The sequence below is a fragment of the Bradyrhizobium sp. 44 genome (genome assembly GCF_023073095.1).
Lineage (GTDB): Bacteria > Pseudomonadota > Alphaproteobacteria > Rhizobiales > Xanthobacteraceae > Bradyrhizobium.
Window position 1 is genome coordinate 303,508 of sequence record NZ_JADPIY010000020.1, and the last position, 20,475, is coordinate 323,982.

Here is a 20,475-nt window from a genome sequence, read left to right on the forward strand (position 1 = left end):
GCTTCGAAAGCCGTGATGGCTCGACTTACTTCCGGTCCTTGATCGCGACGTAGTCGCGGCGGGTGACGCCGGTGTAGAGCTGGCGCGGACGGCCGATCTTCTGCTGCGGATCCTCGATCATCTCGCTCCACTGGCTGATCCAGCCGACGGTGCGGGCGACCGCGAACAGCACGGTGAACATCGAGACCGGGAAGCCCATCGCCTTCAGCGTGATGCCCGAATAGAAGTCGACGTTCGGGTAGAGCTTGCGGTCGATGAAGTACTGGTCGCTGAGCGCGATCTTCTCGAGCTCGAGCGCCACCTTCAGCATCGGATCGTCGCCATGGCCGGTCTCCTTGAGCACGGCGTGACACATCTTCTGCATGATCTTGGCGCGCGGATCGTAGTTCTTGTAGACGCGGTGACCGAAGCCCATCAGGCGGACTTCAGAGTTCTTGTCCTTCACCTTGGCGATGAACTCGGGGATCTTGTCGACCGAGCCGATCTCGGCGAGCATCGCCAGCGCTGCTTCGTTGGCGCCGCCATGCGCCGGGCCCCACAGGCAGGCGATGCCGGCGGCGATGCAGGCGAACGGGTTGGCGCCGGAGGAGCCGGCGATACGCACCGTCGAGGTCGAGGCGTTCTGCTCGTGGTCGGCGTGCAGGATGAAGATCTTGTCCAGTGCATCCGCAAGCACCGGGTTGATCTTGTAGTCCTCGCACGGCACGGCGAAGCACATATGCAGGAAGTTCTCGGCGAACTTCAGCGAGTTCTTCGGATACACGAAGGGCTGGCCGACCGTGTACTTGTAGGCCATCGCAGCCAGCGTCGGGATCTTGGCGATCATGCGCATGGAGGCAATCATGCGCTGCTTCGGATCGTTGATGTCGGTTGAGTCGTGATAGAACGCGGCGAGCGCGCCGACAGCCGCCACCATGATCGCCATCGGATGGGCGTCGCGGCGGAAGCCCTGGAAGAAGCGGGCCATCTGCTCGTGCACCATCGTGTGATGGATCACGCGGTCGTCGAAATCCTTCTTCTGCGCGGCGGTCGGAAGCTCCCCGAACAGCAGCAGATAGCAGGTCTCGAGGAAGTCGCCATTCTCGGCGAGCTGCTCGATCGGATAGCCGCGGTATTCCAGCACGCCCGCGTCACCGTCGATATAGGTGATCTTGGACTGGCAGCTCGCGGTCGAGGTGAAGCCCGGGTCGTAGGTGAACAGGCCGGATTGGCCGTAGAGCTTGCCGATATCGATGACGTCGGGCCCGACGCTGCCGCTGTGGATCGGAAGATCGAAATTCTTGTTTCCGACCGTCAGTGTGGCGGTCTTATTGCTTGGTTTTGCGTCCATCAGAGGTCCCCGATGTATGGTGAAACGGGCCGGACCCGGAGGCCCCGATGAGATATCGCGGGGCAGGCCGGATGTTCCAGAAGGTACGGCTGAGATGGGTATATTATTGCTGTGTGCGCTGCAAGATGGCGCCACGCATGGTCGACTTACGTCGTAGCCTGGTCCTTGGGCCCGGGTCCTTAGCGCGGTCCTAGGCCTATTCCGTGGCCTGATCTTTAAGCCGGCCCAGGCTTTCCTGGCGTCCCAGGACGTCCAAAACCTCGAATATGCCGGGCGACGTCGTCCGTCCCGTCAGCGCCGCCCGCAGCGGCTGGGCGACCGCGCCGAGCTTGAGACTATTTTCCTCGGCAAAGGCGCGCAGCGCGGCTTCTGCATTGGCCGCGCTCCACATCTCGACTTTCTCCAGCGCGGAATGAAGCTGGCCGATCAGCTTGCGGTTCTCAGGCGTCAGCAGCGCTGCCGCCTTCGGATCAAGCTCCAGCGGCCGGTCCGCGAAGATGAAATAGGCGCCGTCGATCAGCTCGATCAGCGTCTTGGCGCGCTCCTTCAGGGCCGGCATGGCCTTCAGCAGCTGCGCGCGCGTGGTGTCGTTTAACTTGGCCTTAAGCTCGTCGCGGCTGGGCACGACGTGGTCGAGCACGTCCTCGAACATCTTCACGAGTGATTGATCGTCGGCATTGCGGATGTAGTGGCCGTTGAGGTTTTCCAGCTTGGCGAAATCGAAGCGCGCTGCTGCGCGGCCGACGCTGGCGAGGTCGAACGCCGCGATCATCTCCTCGGTCGAGAAGATTTCCTGGTCGCCATGGCTCCAGCCGAGCCGGACGAGATAGTTGCGGAGCGCGGACGGGAGGTACCCCATGGCGCGGTAGGCGTCGACGCCAAGCGCGCCGTGCCTCTTGGAGAGCTTCGAACCGTCCGGGCCGTGGATCAGGGGGATGTGGGACATGCTCGGCAGCGTCCAGCCCATCGCGTCGTAGATCTGCTTTTGGCGGGCCGCGTTGATCAAATGGTCATCGCCGCGGATGACATGGGTGACACCCATATCGTGGTCGTCGACCACCACCGCGAGCATGTAGGTCGGGTTGCCATCGCCGCGCAGCAGGACGAGGTCGTCGAGATTTTCGTTCTGCCAGACCACGCGGCCCTGGACCTGGTCTTCGATCACGGTCTCGCCTGTCTGAGGCGCACGGAGCCGGATGGTGGGCTTCACGTCGGTCGGGGCCGTCGCCGGATCGCTGTCGCGCCACAGGCCGTCATAGAGGCGGGTGCGGCCTTCCGCGCGCGCCTTCTCGCGCATCGCGGTGAGCTCCTCGGCGGTGGCGTAGCAGCGATAGGCCTTGCCCTCGGCGAGCAGCTGCTCGGCGACCTCGCGGTGGCGAGCGGCGCGGCTGAACTGATAGATGACATCGCCGTCCCAGCCGAGCTCCAGCCATTTCAGGCCGTCAAGGATGGCGCCGATCGCCGCCTCCGTGGAGCGCTCCCGGTCGGTGTCCTCGATCCGGAGCAGCATCTTGCCGCCGTGCTTCTTCGCATAGAGCCAGTTGAACAGCGCCGTGCGCGCGCCCCCGATATGGAGGAAGCCGGTCGGCGAGGGAGCGAAGCGGGTGACGACGGGAGAGGTCATTCTTGGCAGGGCCTATGCATTGGAGGCGGTGGTATATAACAGGACCGGAGCATAACTAAAGCCCGGCAGCGGACCGCCAAGGGTTGCTTGAGACCTTGCTTAAGCCCTTGGCTCAGCCAAGGGAATTTGGCAGAAGGGCCGCTGATTTCCCTACAGGATTTTCGTAATGACAGAACCGGTGGCGACTGAGGTTGGGCGCGATTTCATTCGTGACATCATCCAGGCCGACCTCGATCAGGCCAAATACCGGGAGATCGTGACCCGGTTCCCGCCGGAGCCGAACGGCTATCTCCATATCGGCCACGCCAAGTCGATCGCGCTCAATTTCGGCATCGCCCAGGAGTTTCCGGGCCGCTGCCATCTGCGCTTCGACGACACCAATCCGGTCAAGGAAGAGCAGGAATATATCGATTCCATCCAGGCCGACGTGCGCTGGCTCGGCTTCGACTGGGGCAAGAACCTGTTCTTCGCTTCGGACTATTTCGACCGCCTCTATGAATGGGCGGAGCAGCTGATCCGAGACGGGCTCGCCTATGTCGACGACCAGACCCAGGAGGAGATCCGTCTTGCGCGCGGCACGCTGACCGAGCCCGGCAAGAACTCGCCGTTCCGCGATCGCACCGTGGACGAAAACCTCGACCTGTTCCGTCGCATGAAGGCGGGCGAATTCCCGAACGGCGCGCGCGTGCTGCGGGCCAAGATCGACATGGGTGCGGGCAACATCAATCTACGCGACCCCGTGCTGTACCGAATCCTGCATGCGCACCATCCGCGCACCGGGACCAAGTGGAGCATCTATCCGAGCTACGACTATGCCCACGGCCAGTCGGACGCGATCGAAGGCATCACGCACTCGATCTGCACGCTGGAGTTTGAGGACCATCGGCCGCTCTATGACTGGTTCATCGAGAAGCTGCCGGTGCCCTCGAAGCCGCACCAGTACGAATTCGCGCGGCTGAACCTGACCTACACCCTGCTGTCCAAGCGCGTGCTGACCCAGCTCGTCCGCGAGGGCCATGTCGCGGGCTGGGACGATCCGCGCATGCCGACCATGGCGGGGATGCGCCGCCGCGGCGTGCCGCCGGCCGCCCTTCGCGAATTCGTCAAGCGCATCGGCGTGGCGAAGGCCAACAGCGTTGTCGACGTCGGTATGCTCGAGTTCTGCATCCGTGAGGAGCTCAACCGCACGTCGCAGCGGCGGATGGCGGTGCTGAAGCCGCTCAAGGTCGTGATCGAGAACTATCCGGAAGGGCAGACCGAGGAGCTCGAGGCGATCAACCATCCTGACGATCCCTCTGCCGGCACCCGGAAGATCACGTTCGGCCGCGAGCTCTATATCGAGCAGGACGACTTCATGGAGAACCCGCCGAAAAAGTTCTTCCGTCTGTCGCCGGGCAACGAGGTGCGGCTGCGCTACGCCTATTTCGTCAAGTGCACCGGCGTCATCAAGAACGATGCCGGCGAGGTGGTGGAGCTGCGCTGCACCTACGATCCCGCGACCAAGGGCGGTAACGCGCCCGATGGCCGCAAGGTCAAGGCCACCATGCACTGGCTGTCGGCGGCAACATCCGTGCCCGCGGAAATCCGCATCTACAACCAGCTGTTTGCCAATCCGAGCCCGGACGCCTCGAACTTCGCTGCCGACCTCAATCCGCAGTCGCTCGAGATTTTGGCTGACGCCCGGATCGAAGCATCAGTCGCGGAAAGCAATTCGACCGAGCCGATGCAGTTCGAGCGCCAGGGCTATTTCGTGCGCGACAAGGACTCGACGCCCGACAGACCGGTATTTTCCAGGACCATCGGCCTGCGCGACACGTTCGCGAAGGAAGTTGCCAAAGGCTGAAAAGAGCTGCGAGACCACAATGAGCAACGAAGCCGACGCCATCGTTTCCGCCATCATCGCGAAATGGCGCGCCGGCTTCGCCACGCTCGATGCGGCCGCGCTCTCATCGCTCTATGCGAGGAATGCGTTCTTCTTCGGCTCCAACCCAAACCTCTACCGGGGCAGGGACGGCGTCGCAGACTATTTCAACGGCCTGCCACGCTGGCGCAAGCCGAGCGCGTTATTTTCCGAGGTGAAGGCGGCGCAGGCAGGTCCTGATCTGATCAATATGGCCGCGCGCATCTCGTTCGATCTCGCCGGCGAACGCCCCGATTTCTCGGTCAAGATGAGCTGGGTCATCATGCGCGAGGACGGCGACTGGAAGATCGTCAATCACCATGCTTCGTCGCAGGCGCCGCTGATCTGACCGGTGGAGCACACGGCTTCGTCATCCTCGTGAGAGAACGAACATGCACCTCGCGCGTTGGGGTGGGCCCAATAAGGAACCCACCATGCAGAACATCGCAGAGCATATGGAAGTCATCGGCGCCGACGGCGTCCACATCGGCACCGTCGACAAGGTCGAAGGCAATCGCATCAAGCTGACCAAGAAGGACAGCGGCGAGGGCAGCCACAAGGGGCATCATCACTTCATCGACAAGGGCCTCGTCGCCGATATCGAGGGCAACAAGGTCCGGCTGTCGGCCAAGGCCGATGTCGCCGTGACGATGGAAGAGGAAAAGTAGCGGTCGCGCCCTTCCGTTCCTGATCCGTACCGCTATCCACCCGCCTGCACGTTCCGGTAGCTTCTGACTTCGTTGCGTATCATCGAGTGCAGGGAATGGCGGAGCCGGGCCGGCCGGTACGGTCGCAGGGGATCGCGGGGACGTGGCCCGCGGGCCGCACATCGTCTGCGGGCGGCCTTGCGCCTGCAGGTCTCGACCTCTGGACATCGCTGGCCGAGACCTTGCAGGCGTGGCTGCGCGCCGAGGCTGGCGCCGGGCGGCTGTTGCCGTGGGTGCCCGTCGCGTTTGGCTGTGGCATCGCGCTTTATTTCTCTGCCGATCACGAGCCAGTACTGTGGGTCGTTGCCACGACCGCCATTGCACTCCTGCTTGGCGCGGCTCTGTTGCGGCGGAGCCGGCTGTTCGCCCCAGCCATCATGATCGCGGCGGTCGCGGCCGGCTTTGCCGTCGCGACCTGGAAGACGGTGCGCATCGCCCACCCGGTACTGGCAAAGGCGCTCTATTCGGTGTCGTTGTCGGGCTTTGTCGAGGCTCGCGACATCCGCGAGCGTACCGATCGTTTCGTGCTGCGCGTCACTGCGATGGAGGCGCAACGCAGCGACGTCAGGCTTGAGCGCGTGCGCCTGTCGGTCCGCAAAGGCACCGCGCCGGAGGTCGGTAGCTTCGTTCAGCTGAAGGCACGGCTGATGCCGCCGCTCGCGCCGGTGCGGCCCGGCAGCTACGATTTTTCGCGTGACATGTTCTTCCAGGGCATCGGCGCCTCCGGCTTCGCGATGGGCGCGATCACGGTGGCGCCGCCGCCTGAGACGGCCGGCTTGCGGCTGCGTTATGCGGCCTTCATGCAAGGCCTGCGCGATGCGATCGATGCCCGCATCCGGGCGACGCTCGACGGCGACAACCGGGCGATCGCGACCGCGCTGCTTACCGGGCGGCGCGATGCGATCACCACGCCCGTCAACGATGCGATGTTCATCTCCGGTCTCGGCCACGTGCTCTCGATTTCCGGTTATCACATGGCCGTCGTTGCCGGTGTCGTGTTCTTCGCGGTGCGGGCGCTGCTCGCTCTGATCCCGGGACTTGCGGCCGGCTTCGCCATCAAGAAATGGTCGGCGGCCGCCGCGCTGGTCGCTGCTGCGTTCTACCTGCTGCTGTCGGGCGCGGAGGTCGCAACGCAAAGATCGTTCTTCATGACGGCGGTAGTGCTGATCGCGGTGATGGTCGATCGCCGCGCCATCACCTTTCGCACGCTTGCTGTCGCCGCGCTGATCGTGCTGGCGGTCGCGCCGGAAGCACTGGTGCATCCGAGTTTTCAGATGTCGTTTGCGGCAACGCTCGGGCTCGTCGCCTTGGTGCAGATCGGCATGCCCAATTTGTTTGCCTCGCCGGACCATTCGGCGACCGCGCGCATTGCGATGTGGGGTGGCCGCGAGATCGCGATGCTGTTCATGGCCTCGCTGATTGCGGGACTTGCGACCACGCCCTACGCCGCTTTCCATTTCCACCGTGTCACGCCGTTTGGCGTGCTTGCCAATCTCGGCGCGATGCCGGTGGTCTCGGCGCTGGTGATGCCGGCGGGATTGTTGGGGCTGCTTGCTGCGCCGTTCGGGCTGGACAGCGTGTTCTGGTGGCTGATGGGGATCGGCATCGAGTGGATGGTCGCGGTCTCGCGCTGGGTCGCGGCATTGCCGGGCGCGGTCGGCCGCATCCCGGCGTTCGGGATCACGCCGCTGATCGCGGCGAGCCTGGGAATCATTGTGCTAGGCTTGTTGCGCACGCCGCTACGCTGGTCCGGCGCCCTGGTCCTGCTGGCAGCGATCCTCTGGGGACTGTCGGCGCGGCAGCCCGACATCCTGATTGCCGGGGATGGCGCCAGCGTCGCGGTGCGGGGCAGGGACGGATATCTGCACCTGATCAGGACGAGCAAGGACAGCTTTTTGCTCAAGGAATGGCTCGCTGCCGACGCAGATCCGCGCGATGCCGGCCGAGCCTCTCTGGCCGACGGCGTGTCCTGTGACGAATCCGGCTGCGTGACGCCACTGGCCGACGGGAGGCTGGTCGCGCTGGCGCTACGCGTCGACGCTCTCGCGGACGATTGCAGTCGGGCCGCGCTGGTGGTGACGGCACGTCCCGCGCCGCCCGATTGCGCGGCGATGGTGGTCGATCGGCAGCGGCTCGCCAGCCAGAGCGCGCTGGCGCTAATGCGGCGTGGTGACGGCTTTGCGGTTCAGGCGGTGAGGGCGAGAGGCGCGAGCCGCCCCTGGTTGCCAGCCGGCGCAGGCGAGGGTGATTTCGACGGCAGCCTTGCGCCCAAGGCGATCGCGCCCCGCATCAAGGACGCAACGCCGGCGGAGACCGACTTGCAGGCCGACGATTGATCTGACGGTGCGGAGCAATGCAGTGGATTGGTGCATCTGCTCGGATTCGCTGGGCGCAAACCACGCCATCTCGCCGGCCACGGCCGGCGATGGCAATTCAATCCTGACCTCCGACCCCGTAGGCGGCTGCGTCAGCCGATCGGCAGGCGCGTGACGGTCGGCTGCCTGTCGGCGATGACCTGCGCCTTGTGCTCGCGCTCCGTCACCGGCTGGGTCACAGGCAGTTGCAGCACGGTCGCGCGCTGGCCTTCGACGAGCTGCGTCACCAGCACATATTTGCCGTCCGGGAATTCGATCGCGTCATGATGGCGGTCGGGAACGTGCGGGTCGATCTTGCCGAACTTGCCCACGCGGGAATTGATGGTGCGCGTCCAAATCCAGCGATTGTCGTAGCGAACGTCGTCGGCGAAGGCGAGCTCCGTTCCCGGCAGCAGGCAGACGGCAACAGACGGATCGGCTGCCGAGGCGAAGCCTCGCGTCGAGGTGCCGCGGAAGCTTGTCGTGACGATCGTCTCGCCGACTTCGGCGGGGCGCGACGCGACGGCATGCAAGCTGTAGTCACACATCGGGTGCTCCTCATGCTGGGATAGCAACCCGCGTCTCTTCGAGGCGCAGGCCTCTATCAGAGTGGAAGCACGAACGCTCTGCTTGGTTGTGGGCAAATCTGCGGCTGGTTTCCGCAAGCCGCGATCACATTATCTTTCCCGCATTCAATAGGAACAAAGCCTGCTGCGATGCATTCGGGAGGCGCGTGTCCGAATGTTGCCGGCCCGGATATTGCCGACTTGGCTGCAACGGTTGCTCGATCGCATTCCGCACGTTGCGGACGATCGCTGGCCGCCATTTCCTCGAACACTTGGGCCGCGCAGCGGTGCTGCTTCGTGGGCATCGCGAGGAGCCAGCGCCGGAGGAGGGGCCGGATAGACTGTGCAGAACCAGAAAGACTATCCAGCCGGAGCGGACGATGATCCGCTCCAATCTCTGACCGGCAATGCCGATCGGAAGCGCGCGAGGCGCCTAGCACTCCCGGTATCAAGCACTCCCGGTATCAGTACTTCCGGTAAAGCCCGATCAGCTTGCCCTGAATCTTCACCCGGTTGGGCGGCAGGATGCGGACCTCATAGGCCGCGTTGGCGGGCTCGAGCGCGATCGAGGCGCCGCGACGGCGGAAGCGCTTCAGCGTCGCTTCCTCGTCGTCGATCAGCGCCACCACGATGTCGCCGGTATCGGCGCTCTCGTTGCGCTGAATCAGCGCCATGTCGCCGTCAAGGATGCCGGCCTCGACCATGGAATCACCGCGCACTTCGAGCGCGTAATGCTCGCCCGAGCCGAGCATGTCAGGCGGTACGCTGATAGTATGGCTGCGGGTCTGCAACGCCTCGATCGGCGTGCCGGCCGCGATGCGGCCCATCACCGGCACCGCGACGGGACGTTCGCCGTCGTCCGCGGGCAGGCTGGAGCTCGCACGCACCTTGCCGAGATTGCCCTCGATGACGCTCGGCGTGAAGCCGCGGCGGCTGCCGGCGGCTGCCTGGAGCTCCGGCAGCTTGATGACTTCAATCGCACGAGCGCGGTTGGGCAGGCGTCGGATGAAGCCACGCTCCTCGAGCGCCGTGATCAGGCGATGGATGCCCGACTTCGAGCGCAGGTCGAGCGCATCCTTCATCTCGTCGAAGGAGGGCGGTACGCCGCTTTCCTTCAGACGTTCACTGATGAACCGCAGAAGCTCGTATTGTTTGCGCGTTAACATCTCGACCAAAGTCCCCCGGTTGATGTCGTCCGATTCCGAGACGCTGAATTCGGCAATATGCCGCTACATGCTCGAAACAAATCATGAACGGACACTATATGTTCGATACATGTTCCGCAACTGCTTAATTTACCGTGAACAGAGCAAAGTTGGCGGAACGCGCATTGCCGGGGCGCTCAGACAGGGAGCCGCAACACTTCGCAAGCCGTGCCGGCTTCGGCCTTCGGCGCGAACGGTGCGCGCACGAGAAGTACCTGTGCTGCAGCGAGATTCGCAAGCAGCGAAGAGTCCTGATGATTGACGGGAAGAACGACGCGTGTGCCATCGTCACGCTCCTCCAGATGCGCGCGCAGATAGTCCTCGCGCTGGTCGTTGGCGCTGACATCGCGGCCGAGCACGGCGCGCTCACGGCGATGGTGAAGCACTGAACGGCCCGACAGGGCACGAATCAGCGGCACCATGAACAGGAAAGCGCACACGTAGGACGACACGGGATTGCCCGGCAGACCGATCACGCCCATTGCGCCGAGCCGCCCGTGCATCATCGGCTTGCCTGGCCGCATCGCGATCTTCCAGAACGCCATCGCGATGCCTTCGTCCCGCAGTGCCTGCTGGACCAGATCGTGGTCGCCGACCGATGCGCCTCCGGTCGTGATCAGGATGTCGGCGCCGCTCTCACGGGCGCGGCGGATGCCGGCGGTGGTGGCCTCCAGCGTGTCGGCGGCAATACCGAGGTCGATGGTCTCGGCGCCTTCGCTGCGGGCGAGCGCGTGCAGGGCGTAGCCGTTGGAATAGACGATCTGGCCGTGGCCGGGCGTGCTGCCCGGCATCACCAACTCGTCGCCGGTGGCGAGAATCGCGACCTTCGGACGCCCGTAAACGGCAAGGTGCGGATGATTCATCCCGGCGGCGAGCGCGAGGTCGCGCTCGGTGAGACGGCTTCCCTTGCGCAGGAGCACGTCGCCCTCGCGGAAATCGACGCCGGCGGGGCGGATGTGCCGACCGGCGATCGCGGCTTCCTTGATCGTGACACGCTTGCCGGCGGCGACGGTGTCCTCCTGGATCACGACGGCGTCCGCGCCACCGGGAACGACGCCGCCCGTGAAGATCCGCACGGCCTCGCCGGCGCCGACCATCCCCGCGAACGGTCGGCCCGCCGCGACTTCGCCGATGATGGTGAGCTCCGAATCGATCGTCGCGGCATCGGCCGCTCGCACCGCGTAGCCGTCCATCGCCGACATCGCCTGCGGCGGCTGCGTGCGCCGCGCCGCGACGTCACGCGCGAGCACGCGATGGTAGGCCTGGTCGAGGGAGATCATTTCCTCCGGCAGCGGCTCTGCACCCGCCAGCACCGCGGCAAGCGCGTCGGAAACCGGCATCAAGGCCACGGCGAAAACTCCTGCTCGGCACGTTCGGGCGAATGTTCCGCACGTCTTCTAGCCGAGCGCGGGCGCAGAGGCAAAACAGCCGAGCGGGTGCAGTCATCCCACCGCATTGTTCCGGAAGGCAGGATCAAGCGCGTTGCGGCATGATCCGAAGAACGTGCCAGATCGGCAGGACAATGGTCATGGCAAGACGAGAACGACGAGCGCCCCGGCCTGCATCGATCAGCTCCCTGGCTGCCCGTGAGTTACGTCGGGCGCCTTGGGTCCCTGATCCTTGTCGGGCAGCGGATCGGCCTGGGATTTCAGGTCGGCGGCCTTGCTCACAAGCTTGGCGGAAAGATCCGAATCTGAAGTTGTCCTGGCGAATTCAAGAAGAAGAGAGGCCTGCTTGGTGAGGTAGGTTTTGCCCAACACGATGATGCATCCGTCTGTAGAAGTCCCAACGGACTCTAGAGTCCGGAAGACGGTATTCCGTTCCGGGAACTCTGTATAAAAATGCACAAAGTGATCGGGTTCCTAAACTTCTTCAAAATTAGTCGCGTTGGGCCGCATCTCCGGGGGTCTCGCGGCGGCAGATCGTCGTCAGATGCCCAATGCTTTCAATGCGTTCCCCACATCACGCGGCGAAGTCACATGCACGGCCGTCAAGCCGCGCGCCCGCGCTCCCTCGATGTTTTCAGCAAGATCGTCGAAGAACACGATACGCCCGGCGGGCACGCCGATCGCCGCGACGACGTGGTCGAAGGCCTCGGCATCCGGTTTGCGCAGGCCGATGCTGGACGACAAATACAGCTCGCGGAAATGGCCGAGGAGGTCGGCATATTCCCTTGAGAAATGGTCCACGTGTGGCCGGTTGGTGTTGGAGAAAGCGTACAGCGGCATCTGCTTCGCTGCCCGCGGCAGCAGCTCGGCGATGTCAGGCATTTCGCCGGCGAAGATCGCGTTCCAGCCTTCCAGGAACTGCGCATCCGAAATGCCGATTCCAAGCGAGGCTCGCAGTGAGGCGAAATAGTCCTCATCGCTGATCTTGCCCATCTCGTGCAACCGATAGGCTTCGCTGTCCCGCACATAGCGCGCGACGATGGCTTCAGGCTTGCAGCCGGCATGTCCCGCCCAACAGGCGATCGCCTTGGAGAAATCAATATCGAGCACCACGCGGCCGAGATCGAACAGAAGCGCATCCGCGCTGCCGGGAGAGAGCGATGTCACCTGCATCCTTTCACTCAGTATCGATATGGCTCGTGGTCGAACAGTGGAAACGCGCTGAACACGCTCGGCGCGTTGGTTGCGGTCGCGTGGTGCAGGCAGGATTTGTTGACCTCGGCGAACGAGGTCGCACCCAAGAGGCCGAGGCAGCGCAGCACTTCGTCCTCGAGCAGCTCCAGCATGCGCGCCACGCCGGCTTCGCCGGCCGCCGCCAGCGCCCAGCATTGCAGCCGGCCGATGCCGACGAGGTCGGCGCCCGCTGCGATCGCCTTGACGATGTCGGTGCCGCGACAGACACCGCCATCGACCATGATCTTTGCGCGGCCGTTCACGGCGTCAACGATCTCGGGCAGCACGTGCATGGCGCCGCGACCGTGATCGAGCTGACGGCCGCCATGGTTGGAGACGTAGATCCATTCGACGCCGTGATCGATCGCGATCAGCGCGTCCTCTGCCGTCGCGATGCCCTTGAGGATCAGCGGGATCTTGAACTTGTCCTTGATCATCTTCACGGTCCGCCACTCCAGACCTTTCTGGTAATCGCCGCCGGTGGCGCGCAGGCGACTCTCGCGAACGTAGCGCTTGGCGATGTCACGTTCGCGACGGCTGTAATGAGCGGTATCGACGGTCAGGCAGAAGGCGGCATAGGCGTTCTTCTCAGCCCGGCTGACGACGTCGGCGACGAAGGCGTCGTCGCCGCGCACATAGAGCTGGTAGAGCCGCAGCGCGTCGGGCGCACCTTCGGCGGTCTTCTCGAGGCCGGGCTCGGACACTGAACTGAGCATGTGCGCCGCACCGAAAGTGCCGCAGGCGCGTGCCACGCTCGCGGCGCCATCCGGATCGAAGATCTCGAGCGCGCCGACGGGGGCGAGCACCACCGGCAGGCGCATCTTGCGGCCGAACTGCTCGACCGAGCCGGTGACCTTGCGGACATCGCGCAGCACACGCGGGCGGAAGGCGATCTCGTCCAGCGCCATGCGGTTGCGACGCATCGTGGTCTCGGTTTCGGCCGCGCCGACGATATAATCCCAGGCATTCTGGTTGAGGTTGGAACGCGCTTTCCGGATGAATTCGTGCAGATTCTGGAACGGCTCGGTGCTGGCGCCGAGCTCGACGTTCCTGTCCGGCTGGATGCGGGGTGCTTCGTTCATTGTTATCCTCCCGAGAATTTGAAGCCTTACCTCATCGCCTAACCCGTCCAGGTCGCCAAAACCATCCTAAAATGGCATGGCTGCAAGGCGTGGGCCGGCCGGCCGTCCCCGCTGCGCACGAACCGGGTCCTGCAACGTTGCCAAAAGTTTAGGCCCCGACGAAGGGATTTTTACGGTGTACCCGCCGGCGTGGCATCCCGGCCTTGAAGAAACCAGAATGGTATTGTGAGAAGCAGGCTGGATCGCCATTTGCATGGCGGCTCCCCAGCCCCACCGAACCGCGAAGCAAAAAGGCCAGTCTATCCATGCGGAAAACCCTGCTGTTTCCAATGGGCGCGCTCACCGGAGCGTGTCTGACCCTTCTGGTAGCCAGTCCGCACGGCGGCGTGTGGGCGGCACGGGCGGCAGCGAGCGCGGATGACGCCTATTCCAAGCTCAATCTGTTCGGCGAAGTGTTCGAGCGGGTGAAGGCGAGCTATGTCGAGAAGCCTGACAATGCCAAGCTGATCGAAGGTGCGATCACCGGCATGGTGACCTCGCTCGATCCGCACTCGCGCTACATGAACGACAAGGCCTGGACCGAGATGCAGGAGACCACCTCCGGCGAGTTCGGCGGGCTCGGCATCGAGGTCACGATGGAGGAGGGGCTGGTCAAGGTCGTCTCGCCGATCGACGACACGCCGGCCTCCAAGGCCGGCATCATGTCGGGCGACCTCATCAGCAAGATCGACGGCGATGCCGTGCAGGGCATGACGCTCGAGCAGGCCGTCAACAAGATGAAGGGGCCGGTCGAGACCCAGACCAAGCTCACGATCGTGCGCAAGGGGGCCGACGCCCCGCTCGACGTCGCGATCAAGCGCGAGATCATCCATGTGCGCCCCGTGCGCTTCCACGTCGAGAACGGCGACATCGGCTATATCCGCGTCACCTCGTTCAACGAGCAGACCACCGACGGCCTGAAGAAGGCGATCGCATCGATCGCCAAGGACGTTCCGCCGGAGAAGCTGGTCGGCTACGTGATGGACCTGCGCAACAATCCGGGCGGACTGCTCGACCAGGCCGTGTCGGTGTCGAGCGCGTTCCTGCAGCGTGGCGAGGTCGTCTCGACCCGCGGCCGCAATGCCGAGGAGACCCAGCGCTTCACCGCGCATGGCGGCGACCTCACCAAGGGCAAACCGCTGGTGGTTCTGGTCAACGGCGGCTCGGCTTCGGCCTCCGAGATCGTGGCCGGCGCATTGCACGATCACAAGCGCGCGACCATCATCGGCACGCGCTCGTTCGGCAAGGGCTCGGTGCAGACCATCATCCCGCTCGGCGCCGGCAACGGCGCGCTGGCGCTGACCACGGCGCGCTACTACACGCCCTCGGGCCGCTCGATCCAGGCCCAGGGCATCGCGCCCGACATCGAGATCCTCCAGGACGTGCCGCCCGAGCTGAAGGGCCGGATGGACACCATGGCGGAGTCCCAGATGCGCGGCCATCTCCAGGCGGCCGATGGCACCGAGCAGACCGGATCGCAGTCCTATGTCCCGCCGGAGGCGAAAGACGACAAGGCCCTGCATACGGCCTACGACTTCCTGCACGGCCAAACCGCGAATGCGGTCGCCGCCAAGCCCGGGCCGAAGGCTGCGGTGCCGAACTAGGCTCTCGCCAGTTCCAGACATCGATCGCCCGGGAGTGGATGGCCGCTCCCGGGCGAATTCGTCTTGGACGCGTCTCAGCTGGGGTTCAAGGCGCTCGGTCTCAACTGTGTCAAGGCGACGCCGGAGATCGCGAGCAGCCCGCCGATCATCAATTTTGAAGTCATGTGTTCGCCCAGGAACAACACACTCGACATCAAGGCGAACACCGGAAGCAGCAGACCGAAAGGTGCGACGCGGCCCATCGAGCAACGCCCGATCAGCCAAAACCATAGGCCAAACCCAACAATTCCTCCGATGAAAATCGTGTAGGCGAGCGCCAGCCAACCACGTCCATCTGCCGTGACGAGGCTCGCGAGTTGTCCATGTTCAAGGAGCAGCGACATCAACATGACCTGCGGCACGGTGAGCAGCGAGGACCATCCCATCAACATCAGGGGATCAAAAGGGCCGTAGCGCTTCGTCAACACGTTGGACACCGCGAAAGCGAAGGCCGCCCCGACCACGAACAGCAGTGGAAGCGCGTTTGCGGAGAGGCCGGGCCCTGCTGCCAACACGACCACGCCGACGAATGCAAGCGCCACTCCGGCGGACGTGGTGAGAGACGGCTTCTCCGCGAGCAGTGGCCACGCCAACAGCACGGTGAACGGCGTGGCGAGTTGATAGGCGACGGCCGACATGCTTCCCGAGCCGAGCCCAAGGCCAACATAGAACAGCCCGAAGTTCAGCCCACCGAGGAAAAGCGAAATAGCCGCGATCGGGCCGAACTGTGGACGCGTGGGACGTTTGACGAACGGAACGAGCAGCATTGCGATGGCCAGGAAGCGCAGCGCGAGGAAGAACAGAGGCGGAAATTCCGTAACGCCGACTTTGATGGCCACGAACTGATAACCCCAGAGCAGGGGGACGGCCACAGCGCAGACGATCTGGATGGCGGACATGGCATTCTTTCTTTAAAGACCGATCAGTCCATATATATTGGCGTGCCAGCAGCAGGGGCGTCCAAACGTGTCTACCTGATGAAACGGTCGAGAAGCGCGTCAACGGCGGCTTGCGACGTGATCCGCGTCGGTGCCGTTTTGCCGACCACGCGCAGCCCCTCGACGAAACAGAGGAGAATTTTGGCGGCACTGGAAGGCTCGACGCCATCGGCCAATTTGCCCGCCGCCTTGGCACGGGACAGGGCATCAGCCACCCTGGCCTCCATGGCTTTGAAAAAGCTCGCGATGCGGCGATCGACTTCAGCGTCACGGCCAGCCAGTTCCATGGCTGTGGCCACCAGCAGGCATCCGCGCCGACCATTGGCCCCGCTCGTTCGGTCAACGTAGCCGGCGAGGTAGGCCCGCAGTCCATCGACCGGCTCTTTGTCGAATTCGACGTCCATCCGTGTCAGGGCCTCGGCGACGTAGCGATCAAGCGCACGCAGGAACAGCGAGTGCTTGTCTCCGAAAGCGGCGTAAAGGCTGCCACGCGAGAGCTTCGTCGCACGAAGCAGGTCCGGTAGCGCCGTGGCGTGATAGCCGCGTGACCAGAACACCCCCATCGCGCGTTCGACAGCGGCGTCCGTGTCGAAACTTCGGGGACGGCCACGGGGCGAGGGCACTGGGTTTTGGCGGCGCATTGCCGATATATAGACCAAACGGTCTTCAATTCAAGCGGTCGCTCGCGCCGTTTGGCTGTACGTCGATGTTTCTAGCCCGCCTCGCGGCGGCGGCCTTCGTTGCCGCCGCGCTGGGCGAGACGACTGCGATGAACTGCGAACAGCTCCAGCACCTTGTCGGCGGGTTTTGCGGCGCTGAACAGATAGCCCTGCATCTCGGAGCAGCCGAGTGCACGCAGCAGACGCTGCTGCTCCTCGGTCTCGACGCCCTCGGCCGTGGTGGTCATGCGGCGGGCGGCGGCGAGATTGACGACCGCCTGCACGATGCTGGCGGAGCCGTCGGGGCCGGCGATGTCGCTGACGAAGCAGCGGTCGATCTTGATCTTGTCGAACGGGAAGCGGTGCAGATAGCTCAGCGAGGAGTAGCCGGTGCCGAAATCGTCGAGCGCGATGCGGACGCCGATGGCGCGGAGTTGATGCAGGATCGCAAGCGCGGTGTCGTCGTCGCGGATCAGCACGGCCTCGGTGATCTCGAGCTCGAGCCGGCTCGCCGGCAAATTGGAGGCGGCAAGCGCGGCCATGATCTTCAGCGCCAGCGTGCCGCTCTTGAATTGCACCGGCGAGACGTTGACGGCGAGGTGGATGTCGTCGGGCCAGTTCGCCGCGTCCCGGCACGCGGTCGCCAGCACCCATTCGCCGATCTCGTTGATCAGGCCGGTGTCCTCGGCGATCGGGATGAACTCGGCCGGCGAGACCATGCCGCGCTCGGGATGGCGCCAGCGCACCAGCGCCTCGCAACCGGTGATGCGGTCGTCCTTCAGGCTGAGGCAGGGCTGGTAATACACCTCGAGCCCGCCTTGGGCGATGGCTTGGCGCAGGTCGATCTCGAGCTGCCGCCGCTCGTGGATCTTGGCGTCCATCTCCGGCTCGAAATAGCGATAGGTGCGGCGCCCTGCGGCTTTGGCGGCGTACATCGCCATATCCGCGTTCTTCAGGATCTGGTCCAGCGCCGTTCCATGTTCCGGCGCCAGTGCGATGCCGATGCTGGCGTCGGTGGCAAGATGATGGCCCATGCAGTCGAACGGCGCGCGGATGGCCTCGAACACCCGCGCGACGAGCTCGTTGACCTGGTCCAGCGATGTCACCGCGCTCTGGACGATGGCAAATTCGTCGCCGCCGAGCCGCGCCACGAAGTCGGCCGGACCCGCACACCGCTGGAGGCTCTGCGCAATTGACTTCAGGAGCTCGTCGCCGACGAGATGCCCGAGCGCGTCGTTGACGCCCTTGAACTCGTCGATGTCGATGTAGTGCACAGCGAGTTGTTCGCCCCCGGCGACGAGATCGAGTTCCTGACGCAGATGCTCGTGGAACATGGTGCGGTTGGGCAGGTCGGTCAGCGCGTCGTAATGAGCGAGATGGGTGATGCGCTCCTCGATACGCCGGCGCTCCGTGATGTCCTCATGCGTCGCCACCCAGCCGCCATCCGTGAGCGGTTCGTTCACGATCTGGATCGAGCGACCGTCGGAGGTCTCGACCACCATGGAATTGCGCACGTGGACGTCGCGCAGGACCCGTGCGACATATTGGTCCACATCGCCGGTGAACGAGCCGGTGGCTTTGCGGTGCGCAATGATGTCGTGGAAGCTGCAGCCGGGTCTCACGATTTCGGCCGACAGCCCGTACATCTCGATGTAGCGCTGATTGCAGATCACGAGCTGCTGCGAGGCGTCGAACAGCAGCAGGCCCTGGGTCATATTGTTGACAGCGCGGTCGAGACGCTGCTTTTCCAGCGTCAGCCGTTCCCGCGAAAGACGATGCTGCTCCAGGAGCTTGCGAACGATCGCGATCAACACGCCCGCGATGGCCAGCGCGGAAGAGGCCGCGACCGAGATCAGGATGCCGATCTGCTCGCGCCAGTCGGTCAGGGCCGTCGCGCGCGTCGTGGTGGCCATCATCAGGATCGGGAAGTGAGGCAGGGCGTGTGAGGAAATCAGCCGGTCCTCGCCGTCGACGGGGCTCATGAAGCGGCCGGTAAAATGGTCGAGCCCGAAAACCCTTTGATGCGCGAACGGACCGTTCTTGAAATTCCGTCCCATCAATTCATTGGAATGGGGATAACGGGCGAGCATCGTGCCGTCCCGGTGCAGCATCGAGATCGTCGTGCTTTCGCCGAGAACGGCTGACTCGAAGAATTTTTCGAAATTTGCCGGCTCGATGCCGCGTCCGACCGCACCCATGAATTCGCCGTTCGGTCCGACGATCTTGCGCACGATCAGGATGGTCCAGGCGCCGGAGATGCGACTGTAAAGTGGCTCGATCAGGACGTCGGGAGCGTCGGGATTGTACCGGAAGGTCTGGAAATAGGCGCGATCGGCAACGTTCACGTTCGGAGCCGGCCATGCCGTCGACGAATTGATCAAATTGCCTTCGGCATCGATAATATTGAGGCCGCCTATGTAGGGCAGTGCGTCGATCTTCGAACGCAGCATCCGATGGAGGTCCTGGCCGGCGAGGCGCTTGCGATAGTCCGCCGCACTGGTAATGCCGCTCGCGCGGACGTAGTCGACGAAATCCTTCTGGATGACCGCGAAATCCTGCAATTGCTGGTCGAAATGATGGGCCAGCATCAGCACGGTGTTTTCCAGCTCGCGGCCGGAGCTGCGCAGCGCACGTTCGCGGAAATTCTGCGCCATCAGCGTCGCGCCGACGGCGATCGCAGCGATCAGCAGCGTGCCGCCCACCACCAGCCAGCGGATCGGTCCGCTGCGCACGAAGGCCTGGTCAAAAAGGCGACTGCCGAATCCCGTCATCATGATCGATCGTTGTCGTGCGCACGTCAGGGTCAATTCTTGGCCCCGGAAACATCCGTTGGTTTACGGGAACGGAGTGGAGGCGAAGTTAGCAAGCTGGGTTAATGCGCCGTGAACGGACGCTCACAAAAGCAATCAATATGCGGGACGCGCGGCCTGCAGGAATTGCCGACAGCTTCCGCGGCCGAACAATTTCTGCCGATCATCGCGATGATCAATCGAAGCTTAACCATCTAAGGTGCTGGCGATCCTCACGTCCGTATTGGCACACGAATTGCGAACGTCTTCGCAACGACGAACGTCTTCGCAACGACGCAGAGGGATACGATCATGAAGAATGCTTTGAAGGATTTTCTCGCCGACGAAACCGGCGCAACCGCGATCGAGTATGGCCTGATCGCCGCCGGCATCGCGCTTGCGATCATCGCCGTGGTGAACGGCCTGGGCAGCAAGCTCAATTCAAAATTCGGGTCGATCAGCGCGTCGCTGAAGTAGCAGCGGCAATCAGACGCGGTAATGGCCGGACTTGCCGCCGAGCTTCTCGACCAGGTGGATGCCTTCGATGCGCACGCCGCGTTCCACCGCCTTGATCATGTCGTAGATGGTGAGACAGGCGACCGAGACGGCGGTGAGCGCTTCCATCTCGACGCCGGTCGGGCCCGTGACCTTCACGCTGGCGCGGACGAGGCAGCCCGGCAGCTTCGCGTTGGGCTCGATCTCGACCGTTACCTTCGACAGCGCGAGGGGATGGCAGAGCGGGATCAGCTCCGCGGTGCGCTTGGCAGCCATGATGCCCGCGATGCGGGCGGTGCCGAGCACGTCGCCCTTCTTGGCGTTGCCGGACACGATCAGGTCAAGCGTCGCCCTGGTCATGACAACGCGTCCTTCCGCGACCGCGAGCCGCTCGCTCGCGGGCTTATCCGATACGTCAACCATCCGCGCCTCGCCGGAGGCGCCGATATGGGTGAGGGCAGGGCCGGTCTTGGACTTGGACTTGGACTTGGCTGGTTTCGTCGCGCTCGGCTTGCGGGCCATG

18 protein-coding genes are annotated in these 20,475 nt (G+C 64.0%); 6 read left to right on the forward strand and 12 right to left on the reverse strand.

Features of this window, described 5'->3' with window-relative positions; genetic code table 11:
• Positions 1–25 precede the first annotated feature (25 nt).
• Both gltA and gltX read right to left on the reverse strand, forming a co-directional pair.
• A complete protein-coding gene (gltA, locus tag IVB41_RS23620) occupies positions 26–1,330 on the reverse strand; it encodes a citrate synthase (RefSeq protein WP_027567137.1) in 1,305 nt (434 codons plus the stop codon).
• Between the two features lie 196 nt (positions 1,331–1,526).
• Positions 1,527–2,954 carry a glutamate--tRNA ligase gene (gene gltX, locus IVB41_RS23625; RefSeq protein WP_247435433.1) on the reverse strand — a complete coding sequence of 476 codons (1,428 nt, stop codon included), beginning with the start codon at positions 2,952–2,954 and terminating at the stop codon, positions 1,527–1,529.
• Between the two features lie 166 nt (positions 2,955–3,120).
• Between gltX and IVB41_RS23630 the strand changes: the two genes are divergently transcribed.
• From IVB41_RS23630 to IVB41_RS23645, 4 genes are all read left to right on the forward strand, one after another.
• Positions 3,121–4,797: a glutamine--tRNA ligase/YqeY domain fusion protein gene (locus tag IVB41_RS23630; RefSeq protein WP_247435437.1), complete on the forward strand. Its 1,677-nt coding sequence runs from the start codon at positions 3,121–3,123 to the stop codon at positions 4,795–4,797.
• Positions 4,798–4,816: 19 nt separating this feature from the next.
• A complete protein-coding gene (locus tag IVB41_RS23635) occupies positions 4,817–5,203 on the forward strand; it encodes an SgcJ/EcaC family oxidoreductase (RefSeq protein ID WP_247435440.1) in 387 nt (128 codons plus the stop codon).
• Positions 5,204–5,288: 85 nt separating this feature from the next.
• A complete protein-coding gene (locus IVB41_RS23640; protein ID WP_007610829.1) occupies positions 5,289–5,522 on the forward strand; it encodes a DUF2171 domain-containing protein in 234 nt (77 codons plus the stop codon).
• Between the two features lie 95 nt (positions 5,523–5,617).
• Positions 5,618–7,897, forward strand: a complete 2,280-nt coding sequence (locus tag IVB41_RS23645) for a ComEC/Rec2 family competence protein (protein ID WP_247435444.1) — start codon at positions 5,618–5,620, stop codon at positions 7,895–7,897.
• A gap of 131 nt (positions 7,898–8,028) precedes the next feature.
• On the opposite strand, the gene IVB41_RS23650 is transcribed toward IVB41_RS23645, so the two are convergent.
• The 6 genes from IVB41_RS23650 to IVB41_RS23675 form a co-directional block, all read right to left on the reverse strand.
• A complete protein-coding gene (locus IVB41_RS23650) occupies positions 8,029–8,463 on the reverse strand; it encodes a hypothetical protein (protein WP_247356343.1) in 435 nt (144 codons plus the stop codon).
• 482 nt (positions 8,464–8,945) lie between these two features.
• The gene (gene lexA, locus IVB41_RS23655; RefSeq protein ID WP_027567131.1) at positions 8,946–9,647 is read right to left on the reverse strand and encodes a transcriptional repressor LexA; all 702 of its coding nucleotides are present in this window, start codon (positions 9,645–9,647) and stop codon (positions 8,946–8,948) included.
• 176 nt (positions 9,648–9,823) lie between these two features.
• Complete coding sequence (glp, locus tag IVB41_RS23660) at positions 9,824–11,035, reverse strand: gephyrin-like molybdotransferase Glp (protein ID WP_027567130.1); 1,212 nt, start codon at positions 11,033–11,035, stop codon at positions 9,824–9,826.
• Positions 11,036–11,254: 219 nt separating this feature from the next.
• A complete protein-coding gene (locus IVB41_RS23665; RefSeq protein WP_027567129.1) occupies positions 11,255–11,446 on the reverse strand; it encodes a hypothetical protein in 192 nt (63 codons plus the stop codon).
• 168 nt (positions 11,447–11,614) lie between these two features.
• Positions 11,615–12,247 carry an HAD family phosphatase gene (locus IVB41_RS23670; protein ID WP_027567128.1) on the reverse strand — a complete coding sequence of 211 codons (633 nt, stop codon included), beginning with the start codon at positions 12,245–12,247 and terminating at the stop codon, positions 11,615–11,617.
• Positions 12,248–12,255: 8 nt separating this feature from the next.
• On the reverse strand, positions 12,256–13,389 hold the full coding sequence (locus IVB41_RS23675) for an alpha-hydroxy acid oxidase (RefSeq protein WP_027567127.1): 1,134 nt from the start codon (positions 13,387–13,389) through the stop codon (positions 12,256–12,258).
• Positions 13,390–13,694: 305 nt separating this feature from the next.
• Here IVB41_RS23675 and IVB41_RS23680 point away from each other — a divergent pair, with 305 nt between their 5' ends.
• Complete coding sequence (locus tag IVB41_RS23680) at positions 13,695–15,032, forward strand: S41 family peptidase (RefSeq protein WP_027567126.1); 1,338 nt, start codon at positions 13,695–13,697, stop codon at positions 15,030–15,032.
• Between the two features lie 74 nt (positions 15,033–15,106).
• On the opposite strand, the gene IVB41_RS23685 is transcribed toward IVB41_RS23680, so the two are convergent.
• The 3 genes from IVB41_RS23685 to IVB41_RS23695 all read right to left on the reverse strand — a co-directional run bounded on the left by IVB41_RS23685 (position 15,107) and on the right by IVB41_RS23695 (position 19,442).
• On the reverse strand, positions 15,107–15,970 hold the full coding sequence (locus IVB41_RS23685) for a DMT family transporter (protein ID WP_027567125.1): 864 nt from the start codon (positions 15,968–15,970) through the stop codon (positions 15,107–15,109).
• A gap of 71 nt (positions 15,971–16,041) precedes the next feature.
• Positions 16,042–16,650: a TetR/AcrR family transcriptional regulator gene (locus tag IVB41_RS23690; protein ID WP_407062500.1), complete on the reverse strand. Its 609-nt coding sequence runs from the start codon at positions 16,648–16,650 to the stop codon at positions 16,042–16,044.
• Positions 16,651–16,721: 71 nt separating this feature from the next.
• Positions 16,722–19,442, reverse strand: coding sequence for an EAL domain-containing protein (locus IVB41_RS23695; protein ID WP_247435450.1), 2,721 nt, complete (start codon positions 19,440–19,442; stop codon positions 16,722–16,724).
• A 327-nt stretch (positions 19,443–19,769) separates the two neighbouring features.
• Here IVB41_RS23695 and IVB41_RS23700 point away from each other — a divergent pair, with 327 nt between their 5' ends.
• Positions 19,770–19,934 carry a Flp family type IVb pilin gene (locus IVB41_RS23700; protein WP_027567122.1) on the forward strand — a complete coding sequence of 55 codons (165 nt, stop codon included), beginning with the start codon at positions 19,770–19,772 and terminating at the stop codon, positions 19,932–19,934.
• A gap of 9 nt (positions 19,935–19,943) precedes the next feature.
• Here the strand turns inward: IVB41_RS23700 and moaC are convergent, their stop codons facing one another.
• Positions 19,944–20,474 carry a cyclic pyranopterin monophosphate synthase MoaC gene (gene moaC, locus IVB41_RS23705; RefSeq protein WP_027567121.1) on the reverse strand — a complete coding sequence of 177 codons (531 nt, stop codon included), beginning with the start codon at positions 20,472–20,474 and terminating at the stop codon, positions 19,944–19,946.
• Position 20,475 lies beyond the last annotated feature (1 nt).

Coding starts and splice junctions, on each gene's coding strand:
- gltA (WP_027567137.1), bottom strand. CDS start 1,330: ATGGACGCAAAACCAAGCAATAAGACCGCCACACTGACGGTCGGAAAC.
- gltX (WP_247435433.1), bottom strand. CDS start 2,954: ATGACCTCTCCCGTCGTCACCCGCTTCGCTCCCTCGCCGACCGGCTTC.
- IVB41_RS23630 (WP_247435437.1), top strand. CDS start 3,121: ATGACAGAACCGGTGGCGACTGAGGTTGGGCGCGATTTCATTCGTGAC.
- IVB41_RS23635 (WP_247435440.1), top strand. CDS start 4,817: ATGAGCAACGAAGCCGACGCCATCGTTTCCGCCATCATCGCGAAATGG.
- IVB41_RS23640 (WP_007610829.1), top strand. CDS start 5,289: ATGCAGAACATCGCAGAGCATATGGAAGTCATCGGCGCCGACGGCGTC.
- IVB41_RS23645 (WP_247435444.1), top strand. CDS start 5,618: ATGGCGGAGCCGGGCCGGCCGGTACGGTCGCAGGGGATCGCGGGGACG.
- IVB41_RS23650 (WP_247356343.1), bottom strand. CDS start 8,463: ATGTGTGACTACAGCTTGCATGCCGTCGCGTCGCGCCCCGCCGAAGTC.
- lexA (WP_027567131.1), bottom strand. CDS start 9,647: ATGTTAACGCGCAAACAATACGAGCTTCTGCGGTTCATCAGTGAACGT.
- IVB41_RS23670 (WP_027567128.1), bottom strand. CDS start 12,247: ATGCAGGTGACATCGCTCTCTCCCGGCAGCGCGGATGCGCTTCTGTTC.
- IVB41_RS23675 (WP_027567127.1), bottom strand. CDS start 13,389: ATGAACGAAGCACCCCGCATCCAGCCGGACAGGAACGTCGAGCTCGGC.
- IVB41_RS23680 (WP_027567126.1), top strand. CDS start 13,695: ATGCGGAAAACCCTGCTGTTTCCAATGGGCGCGCTCACCGGAGCGTGT.
- IVB41_RS23685 (WP_027567125.1), bottom strand. CDS start 15,970: ATGTCCGCCATCCAGATCGTCTGCGCTGTGGCCGTCCCCCTGCTCTGG.
- IVB41_RS23690 (WP_407062500.1), bottom strand. CDS start 16,650: ATGCGCCGCCAAAACCCAGTGCCCTCGCCCCGTGGCCGTCCCCGAAGT.
- IVB41_RS23695 (WP_247435450.1), bottom strand. CDS start 19,442: ATGATGACGGGATTCGGCAGTCGCCTTTTTGACCAGGCCTTCGTGCGC.
- IVB41_RS23700 (WP_027567122.1), top strand. CDS start 19,770: ATGAAGAATGCTTTGAAGGATTTTCTCGCCGACGAAACCGGCGCAACC.
- moaC (WP_027567121.1), bottom strand. CDS start 20,474: ATGGCCCGCAAGCCGAGCGCGACGAAACCAGCCAAGTCCAAGTCCAAG.